Source organism: Ktedonobacter sp. SOSP1-52, from assembly GCF_016587395.1.
In genome coordinates, this window is the sequence record NZ_BNJH01000002.1 from 1,353,736 (window position 1) to 1,375,345 (window position 21,610).

16 protein-coding genes are annotated in these 21,610 nt (G+C 53.4%); 10 read left to right on the plus strand and 6 right to left on the minus strand.

The genetic code is table 11. The features are described 5' to 3' along the window. Nucleotides 1–93 precede the first annotated feature (93 nt). Nucleotides 94–681 carry a TetR/AcrR family transcriptional regulator gene (locus tag JMJ16_RS21325; RefSeq protein WP_201384805.1) on the minus strand — a complete coding sequence of 196 codons (588 nt, stop codon included), beginning with the start codon at nt 679–681 and terminating at the stop codon, nt 94–96. A gap of 813 nt (nt 682–1,494) precedes the next feature. On the opposite strand from JMJ16_RS21325, the gene JMJ16_RS21330 reads away from it, so the two are divergent. The 6 genes from JMJ16_RS21330 to fxsT (JMJ16_RS21355) all read left to right on the plus strand — a co-directional run bounded on the left by JMJ16_RS21330 (nt 1,495) and on the right by fxsT (JMJ16_RS21355) (nt 12,641). Next, nucleotides 1,495–2,442, plus strand: coding sequence for a CBASS oligonucleotide cyclase (locus JMJ16_RS21330; RefSeq protein ID WP_201384807.1), 948 nt, complete (start codon nt 1,495–1,497; stop codon nt 2,440–2,442). A 2-nt stretch (nt 2,443–2,444) separates the two neighbouring features. Next, nucleotides 2,445–2,951, plus strand: a complete 507-nt coding sequence (locus JMJ16_RS21335) for a hypothetical protein (RefSeq protein WP_201384809.1) — start codon at nt 2,445–2,447, stop codon at nt 2,949–2,951. Then, nucleotides 2,948–3,883 carry an ATP-binding protein gene (locus JMJ16_RS21340; RefSeq protein ID WP_201384811.1) on the plus strand — a complete coding sequence of 312 codons (936 nt, stop codon included), beginning with the start codon at nt 2,948–2,950 and terminating at the stop codon, nt 3,881–3,883. The genes JMJ16_RS21335 and JMJ16_RS21340 overlap by 4 nt, the downstream gene beginning before the upstream one ends. After that, entirely contained in the window at nt 3,883–4,632 is a 750-nt protein-coding gene (locus JMJ16_RS21345) for a DUF6602 domain-containing protein (protein WP_201384813.1), read from the plus strand. The genes JMJ16_RS21340 and JMJ16_RS21345 overlap by 1 nt, the downstream gene beginning before the upstream one ends. A gap of 787 nt (nt 4,633–5,419) precedes the next feature. Beyond that, entirely contained in the window at nt 5,420–8,122 is a 2,703-nt protein-coding gene (fxsT, locus tag JMJ16_RS21350; RefSeq protein WP_201384815.1) for an FxSxx-COOH system tetratricopeptide repeat protein, read from the plus strand. Nucleotides 8,123–8,933: 811 nt separating this feature from the next. Continuing rightward, nucleotides 8,934–12,641, plus strand: a complete 3,708-nt coding sequence (fxsT, locus tag JMJ16_RS21355) for an FxSxx-COOH system tetratricopeptide repeat protein (RefSeq protein WP_201384817.1) — start codon at nt 8,934–8,936, stop codon at nt 12,639–12,641. Between the two features lie 247 nt (nt 12,642–12,888). Here the strand turns inward: fxsT (JMJ16_RS21355) and JMJ16_RS21360 are convergent, their stop codons facing one another. Further along, complete coding sequence (locus tag JMJ16_RS21360) at nt 12,889–13,035, minus strand: hypothetical protein (RefSeq protein WP_201383980.1); 147 nt, start codon at nt 13,033–13,035, stop codon at nt 12,889–12,891. A gap of 163 nt (nt 13,036–13,198) precedes the next feature. Next, on the minus strand, nt 13,199–13,831 hold the full coding sequence (locus tag JMJ16_RS21365) for a TetR/AcrR family transcriptional regulator (protein WP_201384819.1): 633 nt from the start codon (nt 13,829–13,831) through the stop codon (nt 13,199–13,201). Nucleotides 13,832–14,036: 205 nt separating this feature from the next. Between JMJ16_RS21365 and JMJ16_RS21370 the strand changes: the two genes are divergently transcribed. After that, the gene (locus JMJ16_RS21370) at nt 14,037–16,094 is read left to right on the plus strand and encodes a hypothetical protein (RefSeq protein ID WP_201384821.1); all 2,058 of its coding nucleotides are present in this window, start codon (nt 14,037–14,039) and stop codon (nt 16,092–16,094) included. A gap of 153 nt (nt 16,095–16,247) precedes the next feature. After that, entirely contained in the window at nt 16,248–17,741 is a 1,494-nt protein-coding gene (locus JMJ16_RS21375) for a glycosyltransferase family 87 protein (RefSeq protein WP_201384823.1), read from the plus strand. A gap of 66 nt (nt 17,742–17,807) precedes the next feature. Here JMJ16_RS21375 and JMJ16_RS21380 read toward each other — a convergent pair whose 3' ends face one another. Next, nucleotides 17,808–18,599, minus strand: a complete 792-nt coding sequence (locus JMJ16_RS21380) for a response regulator transcription factor (protein WP_201384825.1) — start codon at nt 18,597–18,599, stop codon at nt 17,808–17,810. A 175-nt stretch (nt 18,600–18,774) separates the two neighbouring features. Further along, nucleotides 18,775–19,749: an ROK family protein gene (locus JMJ16_RS21385; protein ID WP_201384827.1), complete on the minus strand. Its 975-nt coding sequence runs from the start codon at nt 19,747–19,749 to the stop codon at nt 18,775–18,777. Nucleotides 19,750–20,146: 397 nt separating this feature from the next. Between JMJ16_RS21385 and JMJ16_RS21390 the strand changes: the two genes are divergently transcribed. Next, the gene (locus JMJ16_RS21390) at nt 20,147–20,674 is read left to right on the plus strand and encodes a hypothetical protein (RefSeq protein WP_201384829.1); all 528 of its coding nucleotides are present in this window, start codon (nt 20,147–20,149) and stop codon (nt 20,672–20,674) included. 14 nt (nt 20,675–20,688) lie between these two features. Continuing rightward, nucleotides 20,689–21,075: a hypothetical protein gene (locus tag JMJ16_RS21395; protein ID WP_201383967.1), complete on the plus strand. Its 387-nt coding sequence runs from the start codon at nt 20,689–20,691 to the stop codon at nt 21,073–21,075. 70 nt (nt 21,076–21,145) lie between these two features. Here JMJ16_RS21395 and erpA read toward each other — a convergent pair whose 3' ends face one another. Next, nucleotides 21,146–21,547, minus strand: a complete 402-nt coding sequence (erpA, locus tag JMJ16_RS21400) for an iron-sulfur cluster insertion protein ErpA (RefSeq protein ID WP_201383965.1) — start codon at nt 21,545–21,547, stop codon at nt 21,146–21,148. Nucleotides 21,548–21,610 lie beyond the last annotated feature (63 nt).

Consider the following 21,610-nt stretch of genomic DNA (forward strand, 5'->3'; position numbering starts at 1 on the left):
CTTTCTACGCTCTTAGGCCTTCCCTGGCATGACTTTTCGCGCCTGCGGCACTCGCTAGGGAGTGTGTGGAGATGCCGTTGAAGTAGATGTGTTTCAGGTGCTGGACCTGGTCTTGAATGCCATGTGCTCACCCAAGACCAGGCGTTCGTAGCTGCGGGGCGAGAGCAGGCTGAAGAAGGTGGCGCTTGTGGGCGTTACAGAATCGAAGTCGCCACTGACCTTGCCTGCCTCTAGAATGGAGCCGGCGCGCATCGCGAGCTGCACCCACAGGCGCGGCCCCTCCTGCTCACGACTGACCTCAAAGAGGCGCTTCATGTCGACGCTATTGTAGAGTGGCTGGATCTGCTTGAGAGAGAAGCCGCCATACATGCACGCCAGGATCGTTTCAAGCTGCTGGCGCGGCAGCATAGTCTCGCTAATAACCTCATCAATAACGCGTACAAATGCGTCGAAGTTATGCAGAAAGATGGCGAAGACCAGGTCTTCCTTGCTCGGGAAATGCAGATAGACGGTACCTTTAGCAACGCCTACGCGCGCAGCGATCTCGTCGATGGAGGAGGTATCGTGATACCCTTTCTCGTAGAGTACCTCTTCCGCCGCGCTCAGGATCAGTCGCTCCCGCTCCTGGCGTTGTTTCTCTTTTAAGGTCTGTGTCTGCTCGCTCGTTGAGGTTTGTTCCATTGCTCCGCCTCCTCTGACCCTCTCGTCACAATTTTGCATACCGGTCAATCTATAGATCAGTGTACAACGCCCACAAACTCTCCTTAAAGGGAAGGGGATATGGGCGTGGTGCGCGGGCTCTGCCTGCGCACCACGCCCATATCCCCTTCTCCCGAGCAAGAGGGACGCGAAGGCTGATGAAGTTTCTTCTTGCCGCGTACTAGATTATAGCGTGTCGATATCTTCTCGTTAGACAAAAGAGCATTGGTAGCACCAGCAGCGAATCAAGTTTCGCGTGGGCTACCTGATCGCTATCGGTAGTCTCAGCAATCTCCGCCTGCTGGGCGAGGTTGGCAAATCGTTTGGCGGCTTCTACTGGGCTGTGAATACAGATGGGAAGGTGGTTATTATCTCGACGGTACCCAAGTTGACGAATTTCGATGTTAAGACCCATTTTATAGGAGATATCAACTATAAAGAGGGAATCTATGCATCAAACATCGGTCTATGCCGATCTCAGGTGGGTCAATTCGACATGAAAGTAGTTGCCACTTTAGCAATTATAATTGGCGTTCTGGGCTGTTGGTGGTTGGCCTTTCAACATTTTAGCCACAGTTCGCGATTCGCTATTTGTAACTGTCTACGAGCCGAACATTGGGAATCACCTATCATGACTTTTGGCACTCTAATTGACTGATTGCCAGTCATTGATTATAATCCTCCGTAATTACAATTAATGAGGGTAATGGTACGCCGAGAACGCTAACACTTTTAGTGAATGACTCGTTTGCTGCCAGCACTGCATAGGTAGAATGGGGTATATGAAATAACAAAATGAGTGAAATTACGCACGACGATATTGCCCAGTTCACCAAAGAAAGAATCAATCTCCCTAAAAAGATAGTTGACAAGCATCGTAAGCAAGTTAATCTGTTACGCGAGCGCTTAGAAGCGAAAATCGACGAAGATCCAGCGTTTGACCTTATTAAAATGCTCCATGCTGGTAGTGTAGCTAAGGGAACAGCACTGCGCACAGTCAATGACCTGGATGTAGCCGTATACGTCAAAACTGGCAAAGTGCCGAAAGCCGATAGCCAGCTCATTCCCTGGCTGGCAGAGCGCTTAGCGGAAGCGAATCCAAATATGAAGCCCGACCAGTTTGACCCACAGACTCATTGCGTCACCATCAATTTTCGTGGCACTGGTCTTGACGTAGATGTGGTTCCAGTGCTTTACGAAGGGGATGAAGATGATTGCGGGTGGCTGGTGCGCAAACATACCGGTGATCGTGTACTAACCAGTATCCCGCTGCATCTTCAGTTTATGAGGGACCGCAAGCTGCTTTACGGTGACGACTACAAGCAGCTCATCCGTATCGTCAAGTGGTGGAAGCGGCAAAAAGATTTGCGCTTCAAGTCTTTTATGATTGAGCTGCTATGGGCTCGGCTTGCCGCTAGTGGGGCATCACTGACTAACTACCCAACAGCCCTCGAAGATTTCTTTACGTATATCGTTAAAAGTGGGCTGAAAGAGCGTGTGTTCTTTACCGACTATTATTCTGTGGCCAACCTGCCTGCCAGCAATACAGGCATCATCGAAATTTTTGACCCGGTCAATGCAAGCAACAACATCGCAAAAAACTATGGAGAAGCCGACCGCCAAGCTATTGTTAATGCGGCACACGAAGCCCTTGATGCTATTGGCGAGGCCAAATACGCTACTACCAAGCACGAAGCAGTCGAGTGCTGGCAAGATATCTTAGGCAGGGGATTCAAGGGATAATTATGTCATCCACATACACAACTTCTGAAACCTTCACGCTTACCCATGCTCGTCGTCTTGCGGCCAAAGTTGCTGCGGATATGCACCAATGCCAACGATTTTACGGTCATCCCACGGATCAACAGATCAAGAACTACGAGCAGGAGCTAACTATTCTTTTACATGGTGGCTATGTTAAGTCGTATGAGTTCGGTTTCCAAACCAAGTACGAGCGGCGGATAGTGTCGTGGTATTACACGGTCGGTCCATCAGGCGGCTTAGAAGGTGGTCGGTCTGGCGGATTGTTTTCGGCAGCGGATGTCTCTGGTGCCGTTTTGTTTAACTTCCTTTCACCCAGTTCAGAGTGGTTTGCGCTCTCTACTATGGAGAGAGATAAGATTAAAGCCAGCTACTCAGTACGAAGAGCTGACGGGTCAGCGCCGCAGGATGGTAGTGGTTACTGGGATAGTTCGCGTCACTACACCTCTGGTGGTGTAGTCGTTACCCGGAAGGAGTTTAGACCGTGGTGAGTACCGACCTCTTTAGCGAAGTATTAAACTTTCCCGATCCAGATGCGCAACAACGCTTCGCCGCACTGGTTGGCGTGGAGGAGGTCAAGCAACGATTGGTCAGTGAGGCACTAATGTTGCTCGATCATCAGATCGTGATTACCTGGAGCGAGCGTCATCACGGCAATGCAATCCGGGCAGTTAACGAGCTAGCAACGCGCCCGCCACTTATTATTTTGGCTGGCGACGTAGGGACGGGTAAAACCGAGCTGGCTGAAACGTTTGTTGATGCTGTAGCCAGGCGCATGCACGTCAATGGGACACTCTACACTCTCAGTCTCGCGGCCCGTGGTGAGGGTGCGGTAGGACAGATGTCAACGTTAATCGGTAATGCGTTCAAAATTGTAGCCGATGAATCACGCGCTAGTAATCACAGTGGGAAACCCTCCAAGATCAGCGTCTTACTAGTGGACGAGGGAGACGCGCTTGCCCAATCGCGTGAATTAATCCAGATGCATCATGAAGACCGTGCAGGGGTAAACGCGTTAATTAAGGGTATAGACGGTCTAAAACGTCATAATACCCCATTGCTTGTTGTTCTGTGTACCAATCGGCTGGGTGCCTTAGACCCCGCAGTAAAACGCCGTGCAGCATATACAGTGACACTCCAGCGTCCGAATGACACTCAGCGGCGGTTGCTCCTTTCCGAACTTCTGGATGATATTGCCCTGACTGACAACGAGCTGAACCATCTTGTCGCACTGACAGGTCCAGTGGATGGGCATGATTTTGGTTATACCTATTCTGATTTAAGGCAGCGACTCGTGCCAGAGGCTGTAATCTTAGGAGTCACCTACAATGTTCCCCTTTCTTACCAGATACTGACAGAAGCCGTAAAACGGGTTTCGCCTACTCGACCTTTTGCACATAAGGGGGAAGGGAAAGCAATATAATGCAAGATGAACCATTTGATTTACACAGTGCTTTTTATGGCAAGCAGGATGAATTAAGGGCACAGCTAGAGACGGGTCGCAAAGTGGCCACCCATCCAGGGGCAAAAGGTGACAGCTCTGAGCTGCGTTGGAAAGAGATGCTTTCGGAGCTTCTCCCAAGCCGGTATCAGGTGTCAAAGGGATTTGCTGTGGATTCAGCCGGCAGGCGCAGCGAACAGATCGACGTAATTATACATGACCGTGTTTTTTCGCCCCTCCTATGGGAAGACGGTGGTTACCTCTATGTTCCCGCTGAAAGTATTTATGCTGTTTTTGAAGTGAAGCAGGATCACTGCCTTGATCACATTAAATATGCAGGTCAAAAAGCAGCTTCAGTACGACGTCGACGTCGTACTGAAGCTGAGTTTGGTTGGATAGGGGGCATAGCTAAAAAGAAGGCACTATTTACCCCCCTGGCAGGCTTGCTCACTGTTGACTCTGCCTGGACTCCAGCATTTGGTGACCCATTTTATAAGGCACTTGGTGGCCTCTCTCAGGATGAACATCTTGATCTTGGCTGCGCCCTCAAGCAAGGAAGTTGGGACCTTGAAGACCACACCAATCCGCGAAGCGCACAATTAAGTGTACCAGAGGCTGCATTGATCTCGTTCTGTATGCACTTGCTTTATAGGCTTCAGCAGCTGGGTTCAGTTGGTGCTATAGATTACAGAGCCTATGAGCGAAGCGCTGGCTTAACCCGCGAACTATAAACTAGACAATTCATCATACCTTCAGTAAGGTGAACTTTCTCTGGTTATTGCTCATATTTGACTGCTTTCCACTACTACATCATTTGCAACATTCGCGGTAGTAACAAGGAGCAGGAGGAGGGCGCCGCCTCCCTTCTGCTTTGGTTTAAACGGCAATCCCAAGCAGTTCGGCCAGTTCCGCCGTCACCGGCATTAGGTATTGTGTCACTTCGGGCTGCATCAGACGAGGCATAGTTATCAGACACCACCACTATCGGAAAAAGAGAGCCCAGCGGAGAGGCTGAAGCTTTTTGAGCTTCACCAACAATGCAGTTTTCGGATATGCTCATAGGCAAGGCAGGAGAGAAGAGTGCTTCTTCTCTCCCTCTCACATTAATGCCACAATGACAGAAGCTTCTTCGCTCCTTCCTGGATCAATTTCCCCCATGCTGACGCTACCTGCTTGCGCAGAATAGGGCTGCGTTGAAGACGTCTGACCCATGGAAGCGAAAAGCTCCAGGTAGAACGTCTTCTTCGAGAAGTGAAGGAGAATCGCCAGAAAAGAGCTGAAAGAACGAGCGACTCCAGTTTTGCCCCTCTTCCTCGTTTATTGAGAGAGTACGGAATGATGCTCAACACGAGCCAGATCCACCAGGGCAAGTGAAACAGAATCTCCATCAAAATCCTCCAGTAGGAATGATGGTGCGCACCACAGCGAGAGTTCCTGACCGGTCAAGCAAAGTATGAGGGAAAAAGCAGGATCAAGGATGTGCCAAAACAGTGCATTCGATGTGCAAAGGGGACATGGATGGCAAACAAAGCACAATTTGCTGAGCTTCTTGTTACCTATTACGGGCGATGTGGATGGAAACAGAGCGAACTCGCGAAGAGGATGGGTGTACATCGCAATACCATTGCCTCATGGGAAAGTGGAGCCATCCCCTCAAGAGGCATTGTTCTCCGACTGGCTGATGAGCTCTTACTTTCTCAAGAGGAACGCAAAGGATTGTTAGTCGCAGCAGGGATGAGCATCGAGCACTGGCCAGCCGCCTACTGGGACGTTCCCTATCCACGCAATCCCTACTTCATTGGACGTCAAACGGTTTTGCATACGTTACGACAAACCCTTGTTCCAGGAGCAAGAACAACCGCATTAACGCAATCACTTAGTGGCTTAGGAGGCATCGGCAAGACCCAGGTCGCAGTGGAGTATGCTCATCAATATGGGAAGTACTACGAAGCCGTACTCTGGATACCAGCAGACTCGTTGGCAGTTGCCACAGCAGTGTATCTTCGACTAGCGACCGAGGTGTTGGGACTCCCAGAACAGCAAGAGGCGGATCAACAGCTTGCAGCCGTCAAAGGCTGGTTACAGAAACATGCTGGCTGGTTGCTTATTTTTGATAATGTCGAGGACCCTCATGCCATTCTTTCCACCTTCGTCCCAAGTAAACATCAAGGAAGTGTGCTGATTACCACAAGAAGGCGCGAGTTAGGGACGCTCGCTCACAGTGAGATCCTTCCTTTGTTTTCGGAGGAGGATGCCATCCTCTTCCTTTTGCGGCGCTCCAAGCGTATCGCCAGGCAAGCTCCTGTCACGAAGGCGACCGAGAGTGACATCGTTCTTGCCAGAGAGCTATGTCAGCTTCTAGACCGGCTTCCACTGGCCCTTGATCAAGCGGGAGCGTATATTGCCGAGAATAGAAAATCACTGAAGCAATACATCGATCTTTATCATCAGCGTCGGCAGGACCTGCTGGATCGTCGTCAGGCCAAAGATCTGAGCAACATTACTGACCATCCCGATTCGGTCTTCATGACCTTCTGGCTCTCCTGGGAAACGATTCAGGAGCAAAATGCACTAGCAGGAAAAGCGCTCCAGTTCTGTGCCTTTCTCGCTCCTGATCAGATCCCAGTATCACTGGTGGTCGCAGGGATCACTGCATCTGAGCAGCCAAGCGATACCTTGGCGACCGATGAAGCCCTTGGACTCATTTACCGCTATTCATTAGTCGAGTGGGCAGAACAGATCCTCTCTCTGCATCGTTTAGTGCAGGAAGTCATCCAAGAGGTACTTGCTGAAGAGGAACGGCAGCAGTGGATGGAGCAAACAGTCCACCTTGTCAATGCCATTTTCCCAAGCGGAGAATATGGAACGTGGGCAGAATGTGAGTTTCTCCTTCCCCATGCGCTCATGTGTGCGAAGAAGTGGATCCCCGTCTTGAAACACAAGAAGCTGGAAGGAGCACAGTTGCTGCATGCGGCAGCTTACTACTTAAACAACCGCGCTCAGTATAAGGAGGCTGAACCACTCTACCAGCATGCCCTGGCGATTACTCAAGAGCAGTTGGGAACTGACCATCCTGCTACTGCCACCAGTTTTAACAATCTGGCGCTCTTCTATCATGAACAGAGTCGCTACGCTGAGGCTGAACCTCTGTATGAGCGCGCTCTGATGATTATTCAAGAGCAGCTTGGTCTCGACCATCTTGATACTGCTGCCAGTCTCAACAACCTGGCGGGACTCTATCGAGCCCAGGGTCGCTACACAGAGGCCGAACTACTGTATCAGCGCGCTCTGATGATTATTCAAGAACAGTTGGGAGCTAACCATCTTCAGACCGCCACCAGCTTCAACAATCTGGCAGGACTCTATCGAGCCCAGAGTCGCTACACAGAGGCCAAACCTCTGTATGAGCACGCACTGAAGATTACTCAAGAACAGTTGGGAGCTAACCATCCTCAGACCGCCACCAGTTTCAGCAACCTGGCAGGACTCTATCGAGCCCAGGGGCGCTATGCTGAGGCTGAATCTCTTTTCCAGCGTGCTCTGCACATTCGAGAAGAGCAGTTGGGAGCTGACCATCCTCAGACTGCCACCAGTCTCAGCAACCTGGCAACACTCTATTATGAGCAGAGGCGCTACGCTGAGGCTGAACCTCTGTATGAGCACGCTCTGATGATTATTCAAGAGCAGTTGGGAGCTGACCATCTTAAGGCTACCGCTAGCTTCAACAACCTGGCAGCACTCTATCGAGCCCAGGGGCGCTATGCAGAGGCCGAATCTCTTTTCCAGCGAGCCCTGACGATTACTGAAAAACAGTTAGGTGCTAACCATCCTGATACCGCCACCAGTCTCAACAACTTGGCAGCACTCTATTATGAGCAGAAGCGCTACGCTGAAGCCGAACGATTTTTCCAGCGAGCCCTGATGATTACTGAAAAACAGTTAGGTGCTAACCATCTCGATACTGCCATCGGTCTCAACAACCTGGCAACACTCTATTATGAGCAGAGGCGCTACGCTGAGGCTGAACCTCTTCTCCAGCGTGCCACAACCATTGCTCTTGCATCTTTAGGAAGGGAGCATCCTCAAACACAACAGATGCAGAAGGACTACTTCACCCTCTTATCGCATCTGTATACCAACGGAGACCTGGAGGCGCTTCTTCAATTGCTTGTGCAAAAAGAGCAGGGTGAAAACAGGGAAAGTGAAGAAACGCAAGAATAGATCAGTTCATCCCAAGTTTTTGAGCGACGAATCACAGTGCCCGAAGAGAACAATTGTGGGGGTTTTATTGGGGTTGTATACCCAAAGATAGGCAATGCTCCTGGTATCGTACGTTAACTATACAAACGTACGATACCAGGAGTATCCCAAGAGTTTACAGAGGCGTGCGGACTACTCCACCTCTTCCAGAGAAATGCTGGCCAGTTCGTTGTGACGTGTATTAGGTATTGTGTCACTTCGGGCTGCATCAGACGACGGTATAGTTACCAAACACCAATCCTCTCGGCAAAAGAGAGACCAGCGGAGAGGCTAAAGCTTTTTGAGCTTCACCTCGAATGCAGCTTTCGGATATGCACATAGGCAGGAGAGAAGAAGCGCTCTTCTCTCCCTCCCACATTAGTGCCACAATGACAGCAGCTTCTTCGCTCCTTCCTGGATCAGTTTCCCCCATGCTGACGCTACCTGCTTGCGCAGAATAGGGCTACGCTGAAGACGTCTGACCCACGGAAGCGAAAAGCTCCAGGTAGAACGTCTTCTTCGAGAAGTGAACGAGAATCGCCAGAAAAGAGCTGAAAGAACGAGCGACTCCAGTTTTGCCCCTCTTCCTCGTTTATTGATAGTGTACGGAACGATGCTCAACACGAGCCAGATCCACCAGGGCAAGTGAAACAGAATCTCCATCAAAATCCTCCAGTAGGAATGATGGTGCGCACCACAGCGAGAGTTCCTGACCGGTCAAGCAAAGTATGAGGGAAAAAGCAGGATCAAGGATGTGCCAAAACAGTGCATTCGATGTGCAAAGGGGACATGGATGACAAACAAAGTACAATTTGCTGAGCTTCTTGTTGCCTATTGCGGTCGATCTGGATGGAGTCAGAGCGAACTCGCGAAGAGGATGGGCGTGCATCGCAATACCATTGCCTTATGGGAAAAGGGAACCATCCCCTCAAGAGGCGTTGTCCTTCGACTCGCTGATGAGCTTGTACTTTCCCCAGAGGAACGCAAAGGATTGTTAATCGCAGCAGGGATGAGCGTCGAGCACTGGCCAGCCGCTTACTGGGACGTTCCCTATCCACGCAATCCCTACTTCATTGGACGTCAAACGGTTTTGCACTCGTTACGACAAACCCTCGTTCCAGGAGCAAGAACAACCGCGTTAACCCAATCGCTTAGTGGCTTAGGAGGCATTGGCAAGACGCAGGTCGCAGTCGAGTATGCTCATCAATACGGGGAGTCCTATGAAGCCGTACTCTGGATACCAGCAGACTCGCTGGCGGTTGCGACAGCAGCGTATCTTCGGCTGGCAACTGAGGTGTTGGGACTCCCAGAACAGCAAGAGGCGGATCAACAGCTTGCAGCCGTCAAAGGCTGGTTGCAGAAACATGCTGGCTGGCTGCTTATTTTTGATAATGTCGAGGACCCTCATGCCATTCTTTCCACCTTCGTCCCAAGTAAACATCAAGGAAGTGTGCTGATCACCACGAGAAGACGCGAGTTAGGGACGCTGGCTCACAATGAAATCCTTCCTTTGTTTTCGGAGGAGGATGCCATCCTTTTCCTTCTACGTCGCTCCAGGCGTATCGCTAGGCAAGCTCCTGTCACGAAGGCGACCGAGAGTGACGTTGTTCTTGCCAGAGAGCTGTGTCAGCTTCTGGACCGGCTTCCACTGGCCCTTGATCAAGCGGGAGCATATATTGCCGAGAATAGAAAATCACTGAAGCAATACATCGATCTTTATCATCAGCGTCGACAGGACCTCCTGGATCGTCGTCAAGCCAAAGACCTGGGCAACATTACTGACCATCCCGATTCGGTCTTCATGACCTTCTGGCTCTCCTGGGAAACGATTCAGGAGCAAAATGCGCTGGCAGGCAAAGCGCTTCAGTTCTGTGCCTTTCTCGCTCCTGATCAGATCCCAGAATCACTGGTGATCGCAGGGATCACTACATCTGAGCATCCAAATGATACCTTGGCGATCGATGAGGCGCTTGGGCTCCTTCACCGCTATTCATTAGTCGAGTGGGCAGAACAGATCCTCTCTCTGCATCGTTTAGTGCAGGAAGTAATCCAAGAGGTGCTTGCTGAAGAGGAACGGCAGCGGTGGATGGAGCAAGCAGTCTACCTTGTCAATGCCATATTCCCAAGCGGAGAATATGGAACGTGGGCAGAATGTGAGTTTCTCCTTCCCCATGCACTCATGTGTGCGAGATGGACTCTTGTCTTGAGGCAGAAGAAGCTGGAAGGAGCACGATTGCTGCATGCGATGGCTCGCTATTTATATGAAAGGGCCCAGTATGAGGAGGCTGAACCTCTTCTCCAGCGCACCCTAGCAATTACTGAAGAGCAGTTGGAAACTGACCATCCTCAGGCTGGTAGCAGCCTCAACAACCTGGCCGAACTTTATCGAGCCCAGGGGCGCTATGCCGAAGCAGAACTACTTTTCCAGCGTGCTCTAAAGATTGCTGAAGAGCAGTTGGGAGTTGACCATCCTCAGACTGCTGCCAGCCTCAACAACCTGGGAGCACTCTATCTTCAGCAAGGGCGCTATGCCGAAGCGGAGCCACTTTTCCAACGTGCCCTAGCAATTATTGAAGAGCAGTTGGGAACTGACCATCCTCAGGCTGGTAGCAGCCTCAACAACCTGGCGTTACTCTATCTTCAGCAGGGGCGCTACGTCAAGGCAGAACCACTGTATCAGCGCGCTCTGAAGATTGCTGAAGAGCAGTTGGGAACTGACCATCCTCAGACTGCTACCAACCTCAATAACCTGGCCGAACTCTATCGAGCTCAGGGGCGCTATGCCGAGGCAGAACCACTGTATCAGCGCGCTCTGAAGATTACTGAAGAGCAGTTGGGAGTTGATCATCCTCAGACTGCTACCAACCTCAATAACTTGGCCGAACTCTATCATAAGCAGGGGCGCTATGCTGAAGCAGAACCACTGTATCAGCGCGCTTTGCACATTCGCGAACAGCAGTTGGGAGCTGATCATCCTGATACCGGCACCAGCCTCAACAATTTGGGGGCACTTTATCATGAGCAGGGACGCTATGCCGAGGCAGAATCACTGTATCAGCGCGCTCTGAAGATTGCTGAAGAGCAGTTAGGAGCTGATCACCCTCAGGCTGCCACCAACCTCAATAACCTGGCCGAACTCTATCTTCAGCAGAGGCGCTATGCCGAAGCAGAACCACTATATCAGCGTGCTCTGCACATTCGTGAAATGCAATTGGGAGCTGACCACCCTGATACCGCTGCCAGCCTCAACACTCTAGGGGCACTCTATCGTCAGCAGGGGCGTTACACCGAGGCAGAACCTCTTCTCCAGCGTGCCCTGATGATTACTGAAGAGCAGTTGGGAGCTGACCATCCTGATACCGCTGCCAGTCTCAACACTCTAGGGGCACTCTATCGTCAGCAGGGGCGCTACGCCGAGGCAGAACCTCTTCTCCAGCGCGCTCTGCACATTCGAGAAGAGCAGTTGGGAGCTGACCACCCTGATACCGGCACCAGCCTCAATAACCTGGCATTACTCTATAGAGCCCAGGGTCGCTACACCGAGGCAGAACTACTGTATCAGCGCGCTTTGCACATTCGCGAACAGCTATTGGGAGCTGATCATCCTGAGACCGGCACCAGCCTCAATAACCTGGCATTACTCTATCTTCAGCAGGGGCGCTACACCGAGGCAGAACCTCTTCTCCAGCGTGCTATGGTAATTACCGAAGAGCAGTTGGGAACTGACCATCCTCAGACTGCTGCCAGCCTCAACAATTTGGGGGCACTCTATCTTCAGCAGGGACACTATGCCGAGGCAGAACCTCTGTATCAGCGCGCTCTGAAGATTACTGAGGAGCAGTTGGGAGCTGATCACCCTCAGACTGCCACCAACCTCAATAACCTGGCCGAACTTTATCGAGCCCAGGGGCGCTATGCCGAAGCAGAACTACTTTTCCAGCGTGCTCTGCACATTCGTGAAATGCAATTGGGAGCTGACCACCCTGATACCGCTGCCAGCCTCAACACTCTAGGGGCACTCTATCGTCAGCAGGGGCGTTACACCAAGGCAGAACCTCTTCTCCAGCGTGCCCTGATGATTACTGAAGAGCAGTTGGGAGCTGACCATCCTGATACCGCTGCCAGTCTCAACACTCTAGGGGCACTCTATAGAGTCCAGGGACGCTACGCCGAAGCAGAACCACTGTATCAACGTGCTCTGCACATTCGTGAAATGCATTTTGGTGTTTACCATCCTGATATCGCTACCTGCCTCAACAACCTGGCGTTACTCTATCATGAGCAGGGGCGCTACACCGAGGCAGAAGCGCTTTGTCGGCGCGCCGTGACTATTGCTTTCGCATCTTTAGGGAAGGAACATCCTCAGACACAGCAGATTCTGATGAACCACCTGACCCTCTTATCACATCTGTATAAGAGCGGAGATCTGAAGGCGCTTCTTCAATTGCTTGCGCAACAAGAGCAGGGTGAAAACAGGGAAAGTGAGGGCTCACAGGAATAGATCGGTTCATCCCAAATTTTTAAGCGACGAATCACAGTGTCCGAAGAGAACAAATGTGGGATTTTTATTGGGGTTGTATGCTCAAAGTTAGGCAATACTCCTGGTATCGTACGTTTGTATAGTTAACGTACGATACCAGGAGTATCCCAAGAGTTTACAGAAGCGTGCGGACTATTCCATCTCTTCCAGAGAAATGCCCAGGAGGTCGGCCAGTTCGAGGGTCAGGCGCATAAGGTCATGTGCGGTTTCATAGCGAATTAGTCTGGTCCAGCGAGGCTAACAGCATGACCATGAGGACGCCTAGCATGGTCAGGAGAGTATCGCGGGTGGAGTACTGTGGCTCCTCGTAGGTCTCCTCGTGTCTGGTTTCAAGTGGCCTGGAAACTGTAGTCATGGGCATGAATCCCCTTTCTACGCTCTTAGGCCTTCCCTGGCGGTATTTATAATAATGCTTCGCGCACTGGCTCGCGCCTACAGCGCTCGCTGGTGTATGTGGTTGTGGTGGGTCGTGGCAACCTCTGGCTGCCACGACCCACCACAACCACATACACCATTATTTACGCCTTGTGGGCTATGATGCCATTGAAGTAGATGTGCTTCAGGTGCTGGACCAACTCCTGGACATCCATGTGCTCGCCCAGGACCAGACGTTCGTAGCTGCGCGGCGAGAGCAGGCTGAAGAAGGTGGCAACCTGGACGCTGGTCGGTGTTACAGAATCGAAGTCGCCACGGGCCTTGCCCGCATCCAGGATGGAAGCGATGCGTACCGCGAGCTGCTCCCAGGGACGCGGCTCCTGCTCGCGCCTGACCTCGAAGAGACGCTTCATATCGACGCTGTTATAGAGGAGCTGAATCTGCTTGATATAGAAGCCACCATACATGCAGGTCAGAATAGTCTCAAGCTGCTGGCGCGGCGGCATGCCCTCGTTCAGAGCCTCATCAATGGCACGTACAAATGCGTCGAAGTTATGCAGAAAGACAGCGAAGACAAGCTCCTCTTTGCTGGGGAAATGCAGATACACCGTGCCCTTGGCGACTCCCACACGCGCGGCGATCTCGTCGATGGAGGTATCATGATACCCCTTCTCGTAGAGTACCTCTTCCGCCGCGGCAAGGATGAGCCGCTCACGCTCCTGGCGCTGCTTCTCCTTTAATGTTTGTGCTTGCTCGCTTGTAGATGCCTGCTCCATACGCCACCTCCCACATAGGGAATTTGACCCTATCGTCATCTTTTCGCATTCACGGTCATTCTACAAATCAGTGTACAACGCACACAAACTCATATGTGGATCAGGTTATATAGCGGCAGTGCGCAGGCGAAGTCTGCGCACTGCCGCTATATAACCATTTTTTGCGCCTCTTGCGGTTTGATTTCATAGCGTGCTAGACTATGTTGTGTCGATATCTTCTCGTCAAACCAAAGAGAATTGGTGGCACCAGCAGCGAATCAAGTTTCGCGTGGGCTACCTGCTTATAGGGCTTATCCTGCTAGCTATCGGTAGTCTCGGCCATCTCCGCCTGCTCAACGAGGTTGGAAAATCGTTTGGCGGCTTCTACTGGGCTGTGGATACCGATGGACGGGTTGTTATTGTCTCCACCGCGCCTGAGCTCACAAATTTCAATGTCAGGCCCGATACCCTTACCAGTAGCACACGCCTGGTCTCGGTGAATGGGGTACCCGCCCCACAAGGGCTAACGCAGGCCTATGCACATGCCAGGCCCGGCACGCTCATCACCTATACCTTCACTACAACGAGTAACAGTCAAACGCAGATCAGCACCATTAGCAGTCCCGCCATGACCTTTACGCTGATGATGTGGTGGCAAAACTATGGTCTGAGCCTGGTAGCTGGCTTTATCTGGCTGCTGATCGGGGGTATCCTGCTCTTTACGGCCAGCGATTGGAACGGCGCGGTGGAGGGCATTACGATGATCCCGCCCGCGATGCTGCTCCTGCTCTATAGCCATTGGGGAAATATCCAGGTGGCCTATGCGCCGAGCCTGGTCTTTCAGTTGCTGTGGGTCCCGGCCTTCGCCCTGATGGGGGCTTGCTTTATCCACCTGAGCCTGACCTACCGTCCTACCTCGCTGCACCATTCGCGCATGCCCAGCTTGAGTATAGATCTACCGCCCTACCTGCCGCTGATCGCGCTTCTGGCCTACGAATGGAGTTCGTTACTGCTTACCGGGCGGGTACCTACGCGAGTGAACCTGACGGCGAGCCTGGGCTACGCGGTCTTTGGCGGCCTGGTAAGCCTCTTGATTGGCCTGAGCACCCTGATCTATGTCTTACCGGGCCGCGATGGCCACAGGCAGGAAGGCCCCATCCCAACGCGGGTGCGCCACCGGATCTTCGATCTCTTTATGCTCTGGCTAGGGGCTGTGGGCCTGGGCGCTTGCCTTGGCGTTGTGCCCATCCTCTTTACCGGGCATACGCTAATACCCCTGACGACCTTCTATATACTGGCGGCGATCTATCCCCTGGTGCTCTTCTACGCCATTCGTTCGTTGCGCCTGCTGGACCGCTTACACCTGACGCTTGAGCAACGCGAGATGGCCCTTCAGGAGCTACAGAAGACCTCGACTGAGCGTGAGCAGGCGCTCTATGAGCAGCAGAAGACGGCACGCGAACTACGCCAGAGTAACCAGGAGCTGGAGCAGGCAACCTCCCTGCTGCTGCATGCCGATGCCCACCTGCGCTCACTGCTCTCACAGCGCATCCACGATCAGCCGAAGCAGCACGCGCTACGCATCCGCTCACTGCTGGGACACTGGCAACATAAACTCAGTGTAGAGACCGACCGCTCGCCTGATGGGCGCGTCGATGTCCGGCCAGTGGTGGAGGCTCTGACCAGGGTGCGCAAGATCAGCGAGGAGCTTGAGAGCGATCTGCGGGGGCTGCAATTGCTGGTTGAGGATGCCTATCAGCGGCGCAGCCTGGGCCTGCGCCTGCACCTGGAGAAGCTGGTCCGCGAGGATCTGCCCGCGCTCCATCCCGAGTCGCATGTACGTGTACAGGCCGATCTCTGGGCGCTGGATGTTCTGACGCTGGATCTGGAGAAGACGCCCGAGGGGGAGAGCATCGCGGAGGCCATCTCTTACACTATCACCCAGGCCCTGCTCAATGTCTACAATCATGCAGGCGCCAAATATGCGCGTGTCTTCACAGAATATAATTCCAAGAACGCCAACGCGAAGCTTGAGGTGACCATTCAGGATAACGGGCGAGGCTTCGATCCAGTCGCGGTACCCCTGACCAGGACAAGTCTCTTCAAGGCCCGACTGAAGGCACGCGAGGCGGGCGGCTTCCTGACCGTCGATTCCGTTCCCAGGACACAAGATGATGCCACAGAGCACGGGACCGTGGTGCGCCTGACGCTCCCGCTTCCCGCCTCCCTCCTGCACCAGGAGGCCGCGCTCAACGCGACCCGCGCTCGCGAGGAGCATGAGTAGGTGAGAGCGTACGTGGGCGACCACCGGTCGTCCACGTACGCTCTCACCTGGTCAATAACATTTTTGCTAACTGCGTTACCTCTTCTACGCCTGTGCGTATATGCAAACGTGCACATATTTTAATTCTCTCTTTAAATAAGGAACACCCCTGCTATGCAAGTAGATATGCATCTCAAGAGCAAAAGACGCCCTATGCAATTTCTCCAACTTATCTTCTTTCTCTTGGATATCCTGGTTATCCTGGCGATGTGCTACTGTATTATCGGCAAAAACTGGATGAAGCCAACCGATATCCGGTCCGATATCGCGCGCTACGAGTGTTACGCGGTCGCCTTCGCGCATGGCGATGGAGCGTTTCAACACTTCCCGTCCCGCCAGTGCGCGCCTATTCTTGGCAGCCCACCCAAGGCCACGACCGATAGCGTTGTTGCGTCGCTGAAGAAGATCGGCGCGCCCGGCTTTATAGTGCAGTTTGTGGCCTCCCAGTCACCCGAGAAGCCTTATCACTATCTGCCCCTGGAATATCCAATCCTGGCCCTGCTCCCCTTCGCTCTGGCGGCGATCATCGCCAATGCTATTTATTACCAGATCGCCTTCGCCTGCTTGATGGCCTTGATCGCTGTAGGGATCTACCTGGTCTTGCTTCGGTATAAGTCGCGCACCTCCGCGCTAAGCTTCGCACTCTGGATGATGATTGGCTACCTGCTCAATCGCTTCCCCGACACGGCCACGGGGCGCTTCGACCTCATGCCTGGCGCGCTAACCCTCATCGCGCTGGTCTGCGCCATGAAGTCGCGCTGGAACTGGGCTTTTGCCTTCCTCTCCCTGGCTACCTTTACCAAGTTCTATCCCGTCCTGCTATTACTCCCCTTCCTCATTGCGCAACAGCAAGCGCCGCGCTATGCCACGCTGAAGTGGAACGCCTGGCGCCGCCTGGGACCGCTGGCGACCTTTAGTCTCACCAGTATCGCCATCGTTGCCATCTCACTCCTGCTCAGTGTCGCGGGCACGCTCAATCCCTTAACCTACTTTGGGGATCGCCCTATCCAGGTTGAGTCGTTTCAGGCCTCGCTCCTCTGGCTTGTGAACGGCATGGACATCTCTCATCTGTCTGTTGTCTACACCTTTGGCTCACTCAACGTCCTGGGACACTTTGGCTCGCTGATCTCGCTGGTCAACAACGCGCTGCTGGCGGTAGGTATGCTCTACCTGCTCTGGTTGCAGTGGCGCGGCAAGCTCTCGCTCCCCATGGCCACCATCCTGCTCTTGATGCTCGTTACCCTGACGGGAAAGGTCTTCAGTCCCCAGTATGTCTACTGGCTCTTCCCGCTGGCTGCGTACGCGATGGGTGAGCAGCGTGGCTGGATCATCACCTGGGCAGCCTTCTCCCTGCTCACAGTCTGGATCTATCCTATTCTCTACGAAACTGTACACGCTGTTATTCTGGTGGCCTACAAGCCCATCTTCTGGCAGGTAGTTGCCATACGCAACTTCCTGCTCTTCACAATGTGCATCTATGCCTATGGCGCGGCCACCCTCCACAAGCCTGAGCAGACCCGCTCCACAAGCGAAACTCTCTCGCGTGCAGGCAAACCCATCCTCACCAGCACAGACAGTGGTCCCATTGCCACTATCTCCAGCATCTAAAAATATAGGTCGATAAATAACAAACGAGCCTGGCGTGTACACGCCAGGCTCGTTTGTTATTTATCTTTAATCTCGGACGGGATCGGAAGGCTTGCCACGCAGGCCGGCGTAGGCCTCATAGGCGTGGGCCAGCAGGACACGTCGGCCGGGATCGCTGGGGGCGCCATAGATGGCAAAGAAGTTATAGAGCTCGCTCACGAGGTTCTCGACCGGGCCAATATTGGGCAGCCCCTTGTTATTTAGGAAGCCCATACGCGCGGCAATCTCATCATTACTCAGGCCAAGCGCGATAAGGGAGGCGCATTCCTCCTGACGCGGCGTCAGGCGCTCGCCCCGCAGGCGCTCCAGCAGGAAGTTCAGCACCTCGTCATCGATGAAGGTCTCATTCTGGTCCACGACCTTCTCAACGATGCGCTCAAGGTAGTCGGGAAGCATATTGCCGAAGAGGACATAGCCATGCAGGCCCCTGGTCTTGCCTCGGCGGCGGCTGGTGCTACGCGATGTTCCACGGCGCGAGTTGTACTCCTGGCGAAAGATCTCCGCTGCCAGCGCCCAACTCGGGTCCTGGGTATAAACAACGATCCGCAGGCCAGGCGCCATTTCAAGCAGGGCTCGCCCAAGTTCTACACCGTTGTCCGCACCTAAGCGCAGATCAGAAAATATGAGCCAGCCTTGTAATGAGGGGTTTTCTGGCTGTCCCTGAATCAAACTCTCTACCAGGTGTAAAGCCTCCTCAATACCCTCAGCCTGCCCACATAGTTGTAACGTCTGCGTCTCCTCGATAAACTCGCAAACGCCTCGCCGTTTGATTGGTGTGTCATCAACGACCAGAACTGGTATCCGCTTCTCTTCCGTCATAGTGCTTGTTCAAATTCCTTCTCGTTGACCAGCAAACGCAAGCTTTCGCACTCTTTTCCACTAAATAAATTGTATCGCATTCGCCCTTGCAAGGCCAACAGATCCGCTACTGGCGTACGCGGCTACTACAAGGGTAAGGGGATGTGGTGCGGTGGCGAGAAGTTTGGGAAATTTCTTAAAACAGAGGAACGACAGAGCCGAGGAGAGCGGCCTCGCGTCCGAGGAGGCCAGGAACGACCTTGACCAGGCTGCGTACACGGGCCTTAGTATCGGCGTTGGCGGCGCTTTTGGCGCTGGAGAGAAGGAAGGCGCTGCTACAGAGGATGTCGCCGCCCAGGATAAACATATGAGGCTCAAAGAGTTCAACATAACGGGTAATGGCATTGCTGAGCCAGCGTCCCATCTCGCTGTAGATCTGGAGGGCGACGCTATCACCGTTCTCAGCCTCCTCGGCCAGCAGACGCGGCGTGAGGGTTTCGCGATTCACCAGGCGCGTGATGAGGTTGCTTTCATCGCCGCGGCGCACGGCCCGCTGGACCATTTTCTGCATGGCGTCCAGCGAGATCATGGTGTTGATGCAGCCACGCTTCCCACAACTACAGCGCGGGCCGCTCGCGGAGACAGAGATATGGCAGATATGCCCCATATATTGGCGCAGGCGCTGCTCATATTCATGTCCGGCTATCTTGCCATCCACGATAAAGGCCGCCCCGACAATAGCATTCACATGTAAATAAAGCAGGCGCTGTGCCCCCTGACCCGAGCCAAAGCGCTGCTCGCCCAGGAGCGCAGCCTCCATATCTTCAAGCAGGCAGACAGGCAGCTTATAGCGTTGTTGGAGTAGTTCGTAGAGGGGAAAGGCATTGAGGGCGGGGATTGAGGGAATGAGAAGCGGTCGCTGTCTTGTGTAGTCAAGCGTACCGGGAAGGCTGACCCCAATGCCCTCGACACTCCAGCCTTCTGAGCGAGCTTGCGCCAGCAGGCCCTCGATAGCGCGGACATAGGGTTCAAGCGTGGCCATGGGAGGTCGCCCGCGCAGCGTTTTAGTCTCGCTCCGCAGTCGTACACGCCCCTGCCGGTCAATTATAGCTACAGTTGTTTTACTCCCCCCAACCCCCAGCCCCACCGCGACACTCCTGTCTGCACGCATTGGCCAGACCGCCGTTCCGCAAGTGTTCTCACCCTGGCTCTACTCATAGGCTAGAACATCGGTTCGCACTACAACAGGTCTACAGCAATAGATATGAGATTCAAAACTGAGTTTATTTAAAGAAAGTATAACTGGCCAGTAGAACATTTGTCAATACAACATAATACATATAGAACATGCGTTCAACCCTTTCTTGAGAGGCAAATACTTCTCGCGCCTACGGCGCTCAAGGGGTAAAGTGGTGAAGTGAGGATGATGGTCGGCTGGCATAGCCAGCCGACCATCATCCTCACTTCACCACTTATAACTTCTCTCTGGTCAAGCAATTCGATCCGTGGTACAGTAGGACTATGGCTTGATGTCATGATAGCGCAAAGAAGAGACAAGGAGATAAATTATGCCCGATATGCCCGATCAGTATTATGACGATGAGCAGCAGCCGCAGAAGGACCCCATTCTCGGGCAGGGACATGGCCTCTCCGACCAGGAGGGGGAGATGATTACACGCATGATCCGCGAGGAGCAACATACACGTCGCCAGCTCCATATCCCTGAGCAGGACCTGGCCGAGGAGGCTACGACGGCGATGCGGCCCGAGGTGGCGCGCGTAGTCGCGGTCAGCAAGGTGCGCCAGGTGCTCGGCATGTTTAATCGCGATTTCCTCTATGGGCAGGGGCGCTTCGATGAGTATAAGGACGGCCTGATCCTCAAGTGGGGCGATGGCTACTCGCGCAAGCATATCTGGGTCACCGTGGAGGCCAACAACCTGGTGATGGAGACCAGTCACTTCAAGAAGTGTGACAAGTCCTACTGCACGGGGACGCATCACGTACTCACGCCCGACCTCTACACCAATATCGACGTCATCAACCAGGAGCTGGGAGATCGCTTCCGCCGCCCGGTCTACGAGCGCTCGGAAGATTAGACAAGGGGCGAGCCGTGACCATACGCGTTCTAGCACTTGAGAAGGATCTCTTCTTCTCGGTCAAAATTCAAGACACGCTACGCCACCACGAGATGGAGGCCAGCATTGCGCGCACCCTGGCAGCCTTTGAGGAACGCCTGGATGCCAGCGGCGAGGAGCGAGCCAACCTCGCCATCGTCAATATCTCCATCCGAGGCGTTGACTGGGAGGCAGCCATCCGAGCGGCCCGCGAGCGCGGCTATCCCGTGCTCGCCTTTGGCTCACATATGGACCTCGATGCACGCGCCAAGGCCCTGCAAGCCGGTGCTCAGCGCGTTGTCGCCAACTCCAAATTCGCCACCGATATGCCCGGCATCATCCACCGCATGCTGGAACAGCCTGGCGAACAACTCGACGAATAAGCAGAAAAACAGAGAGGGAGAGCCGTTCGTACGAACGGCTCTCCCTCTCTGTTTTTCTGCTTTTGAAGGTCTAGTGACCGCAACCGCAGCTGCGGGCCTCGCCGCCGCCATCGGCGGTTTTGAAGGAATGGCCACAGCCACAGGAAGAGACGGCATTGGGGTTATTGACGGTGAAGCCAGCACCCATCAGGCTATCAACATAGTCTACTTCGCTACCATTGATATAACTAATGCTCATCTCGTCGACGAAGACTTTGATGCCACTCATGTTAATCACGGTGTCACCTTCCTGCTCCTCGTCGAGGGTCATGCCATACTGGAGACCAGAACAACCGCCGCCAGCGACGAAGATGCGCAGACCGAGGCTAGGATCATTCTCCTGCTGCAACAGTTCGCTAACCTTCACAGCTGCGGTCGGGGTCATGGTGATGACCTGAGTCTCTGTCGCTGTTTGCTGGTTCTGCTCAATCATGTATTTCACCTCTCATAGGGGCCATACAGCCCCAGGCAATCCCTATTAATAGACTAAAATGTG

Excerpts from the sequence above, each read along its gene's own strand:
- JMJ16_RS21330 (WP_201384807.1), top strand. The coding sequence starts at position 1,495 with ATGAGTGAAATTACGCACGACGATATTGCCCAGTTCACCAAAGAAAGA.
- JMJ16_RS21365 (WP_201384819.1), bottom strand. The coding sequence starts at position 13,831 with ATGGAGCAGGCATCTACAAGCGAGCAAGCACAAACATTAAAGGAGAAG.
- fxsT (WP_201384817.1), top strand. The coding sequence starts at position 8,934 with ATGACAAACAAAGTACAATTTGCTGAGCTTCTTGTTGCCTATTGCGGT.
- JMJ16_RS21335 (WP_201384809.1), top strand. The coding sequence starts at position 2,445 with ATGTCATCCACATACACAACTTCTGAAACCTTCACGCTTACCCATGCT.
- JMJ16_RS21385 (WP_201384827.1), bottom strand. The coding sequence starts at position 19,749 with ATGCGTGCAGACAGGAGTGTCGCGGTGGGGCTGGGGGTTGGGGGGAGT.
- JMJ16_RS21360 (WP_201383980.1), bottom strand. The coding sequence starts at position 13,035 with ATGACTACAGTTTCCAGGCCACTTGAAACCAGACACGAGGAGACCTAC.
- JMJ16_RS21345 (WP_201384813.1), top strand. The coding sequence starts at position 3,883 with ATGCAAGATGAACCATTTGATTTACACAGTGCTTTTTATGGCAAGCAG.
- JMJ16_RS21380 (WP_201384825.1), bottom strand. The coding sequence starts at position 18,599 with ATGACGGAAGAGAAGCGGATACCAGTTCTGGTCGTTGATGACACACCA.
- JMJ16_RS21375 (WP_201384823.1), top strand. The coding sequence starts at position 16,248 with ATGCAAGTAGATATGCATCTCAAGAGCAAAAGACGCCCTATGCAATTT.
- JMJ16_RS21325 (WP_201384805.1), bottom strand. The coding sequence starts at position 681 with ATGGAACAAACCTCAACGAGCGAGCAGACACAGACCTTAAAAGAGAAA.
- JMJ16_RS21390 (WP_201384829.1), top strand. The coding sequence starts at position 20,147 with ATGCCCGATATGCCCGATCAGTATTATGACGATGAGCAGCAGCCGCAG.
- fxsT (WP_201384815.1), top strand. The coding sequence starts at position 5,420 with ATGGCAAACAAAGCACAATTTGCTGAGCTTCTTGTTACCTATTACGGG.
- erpA (WP_201383965.1), bottom strand. The coding sequence starts at position 21,547 with ATGATTGAGCAGAACCAGCAAACAGCGACAGAGACTCAGGTCATCACC.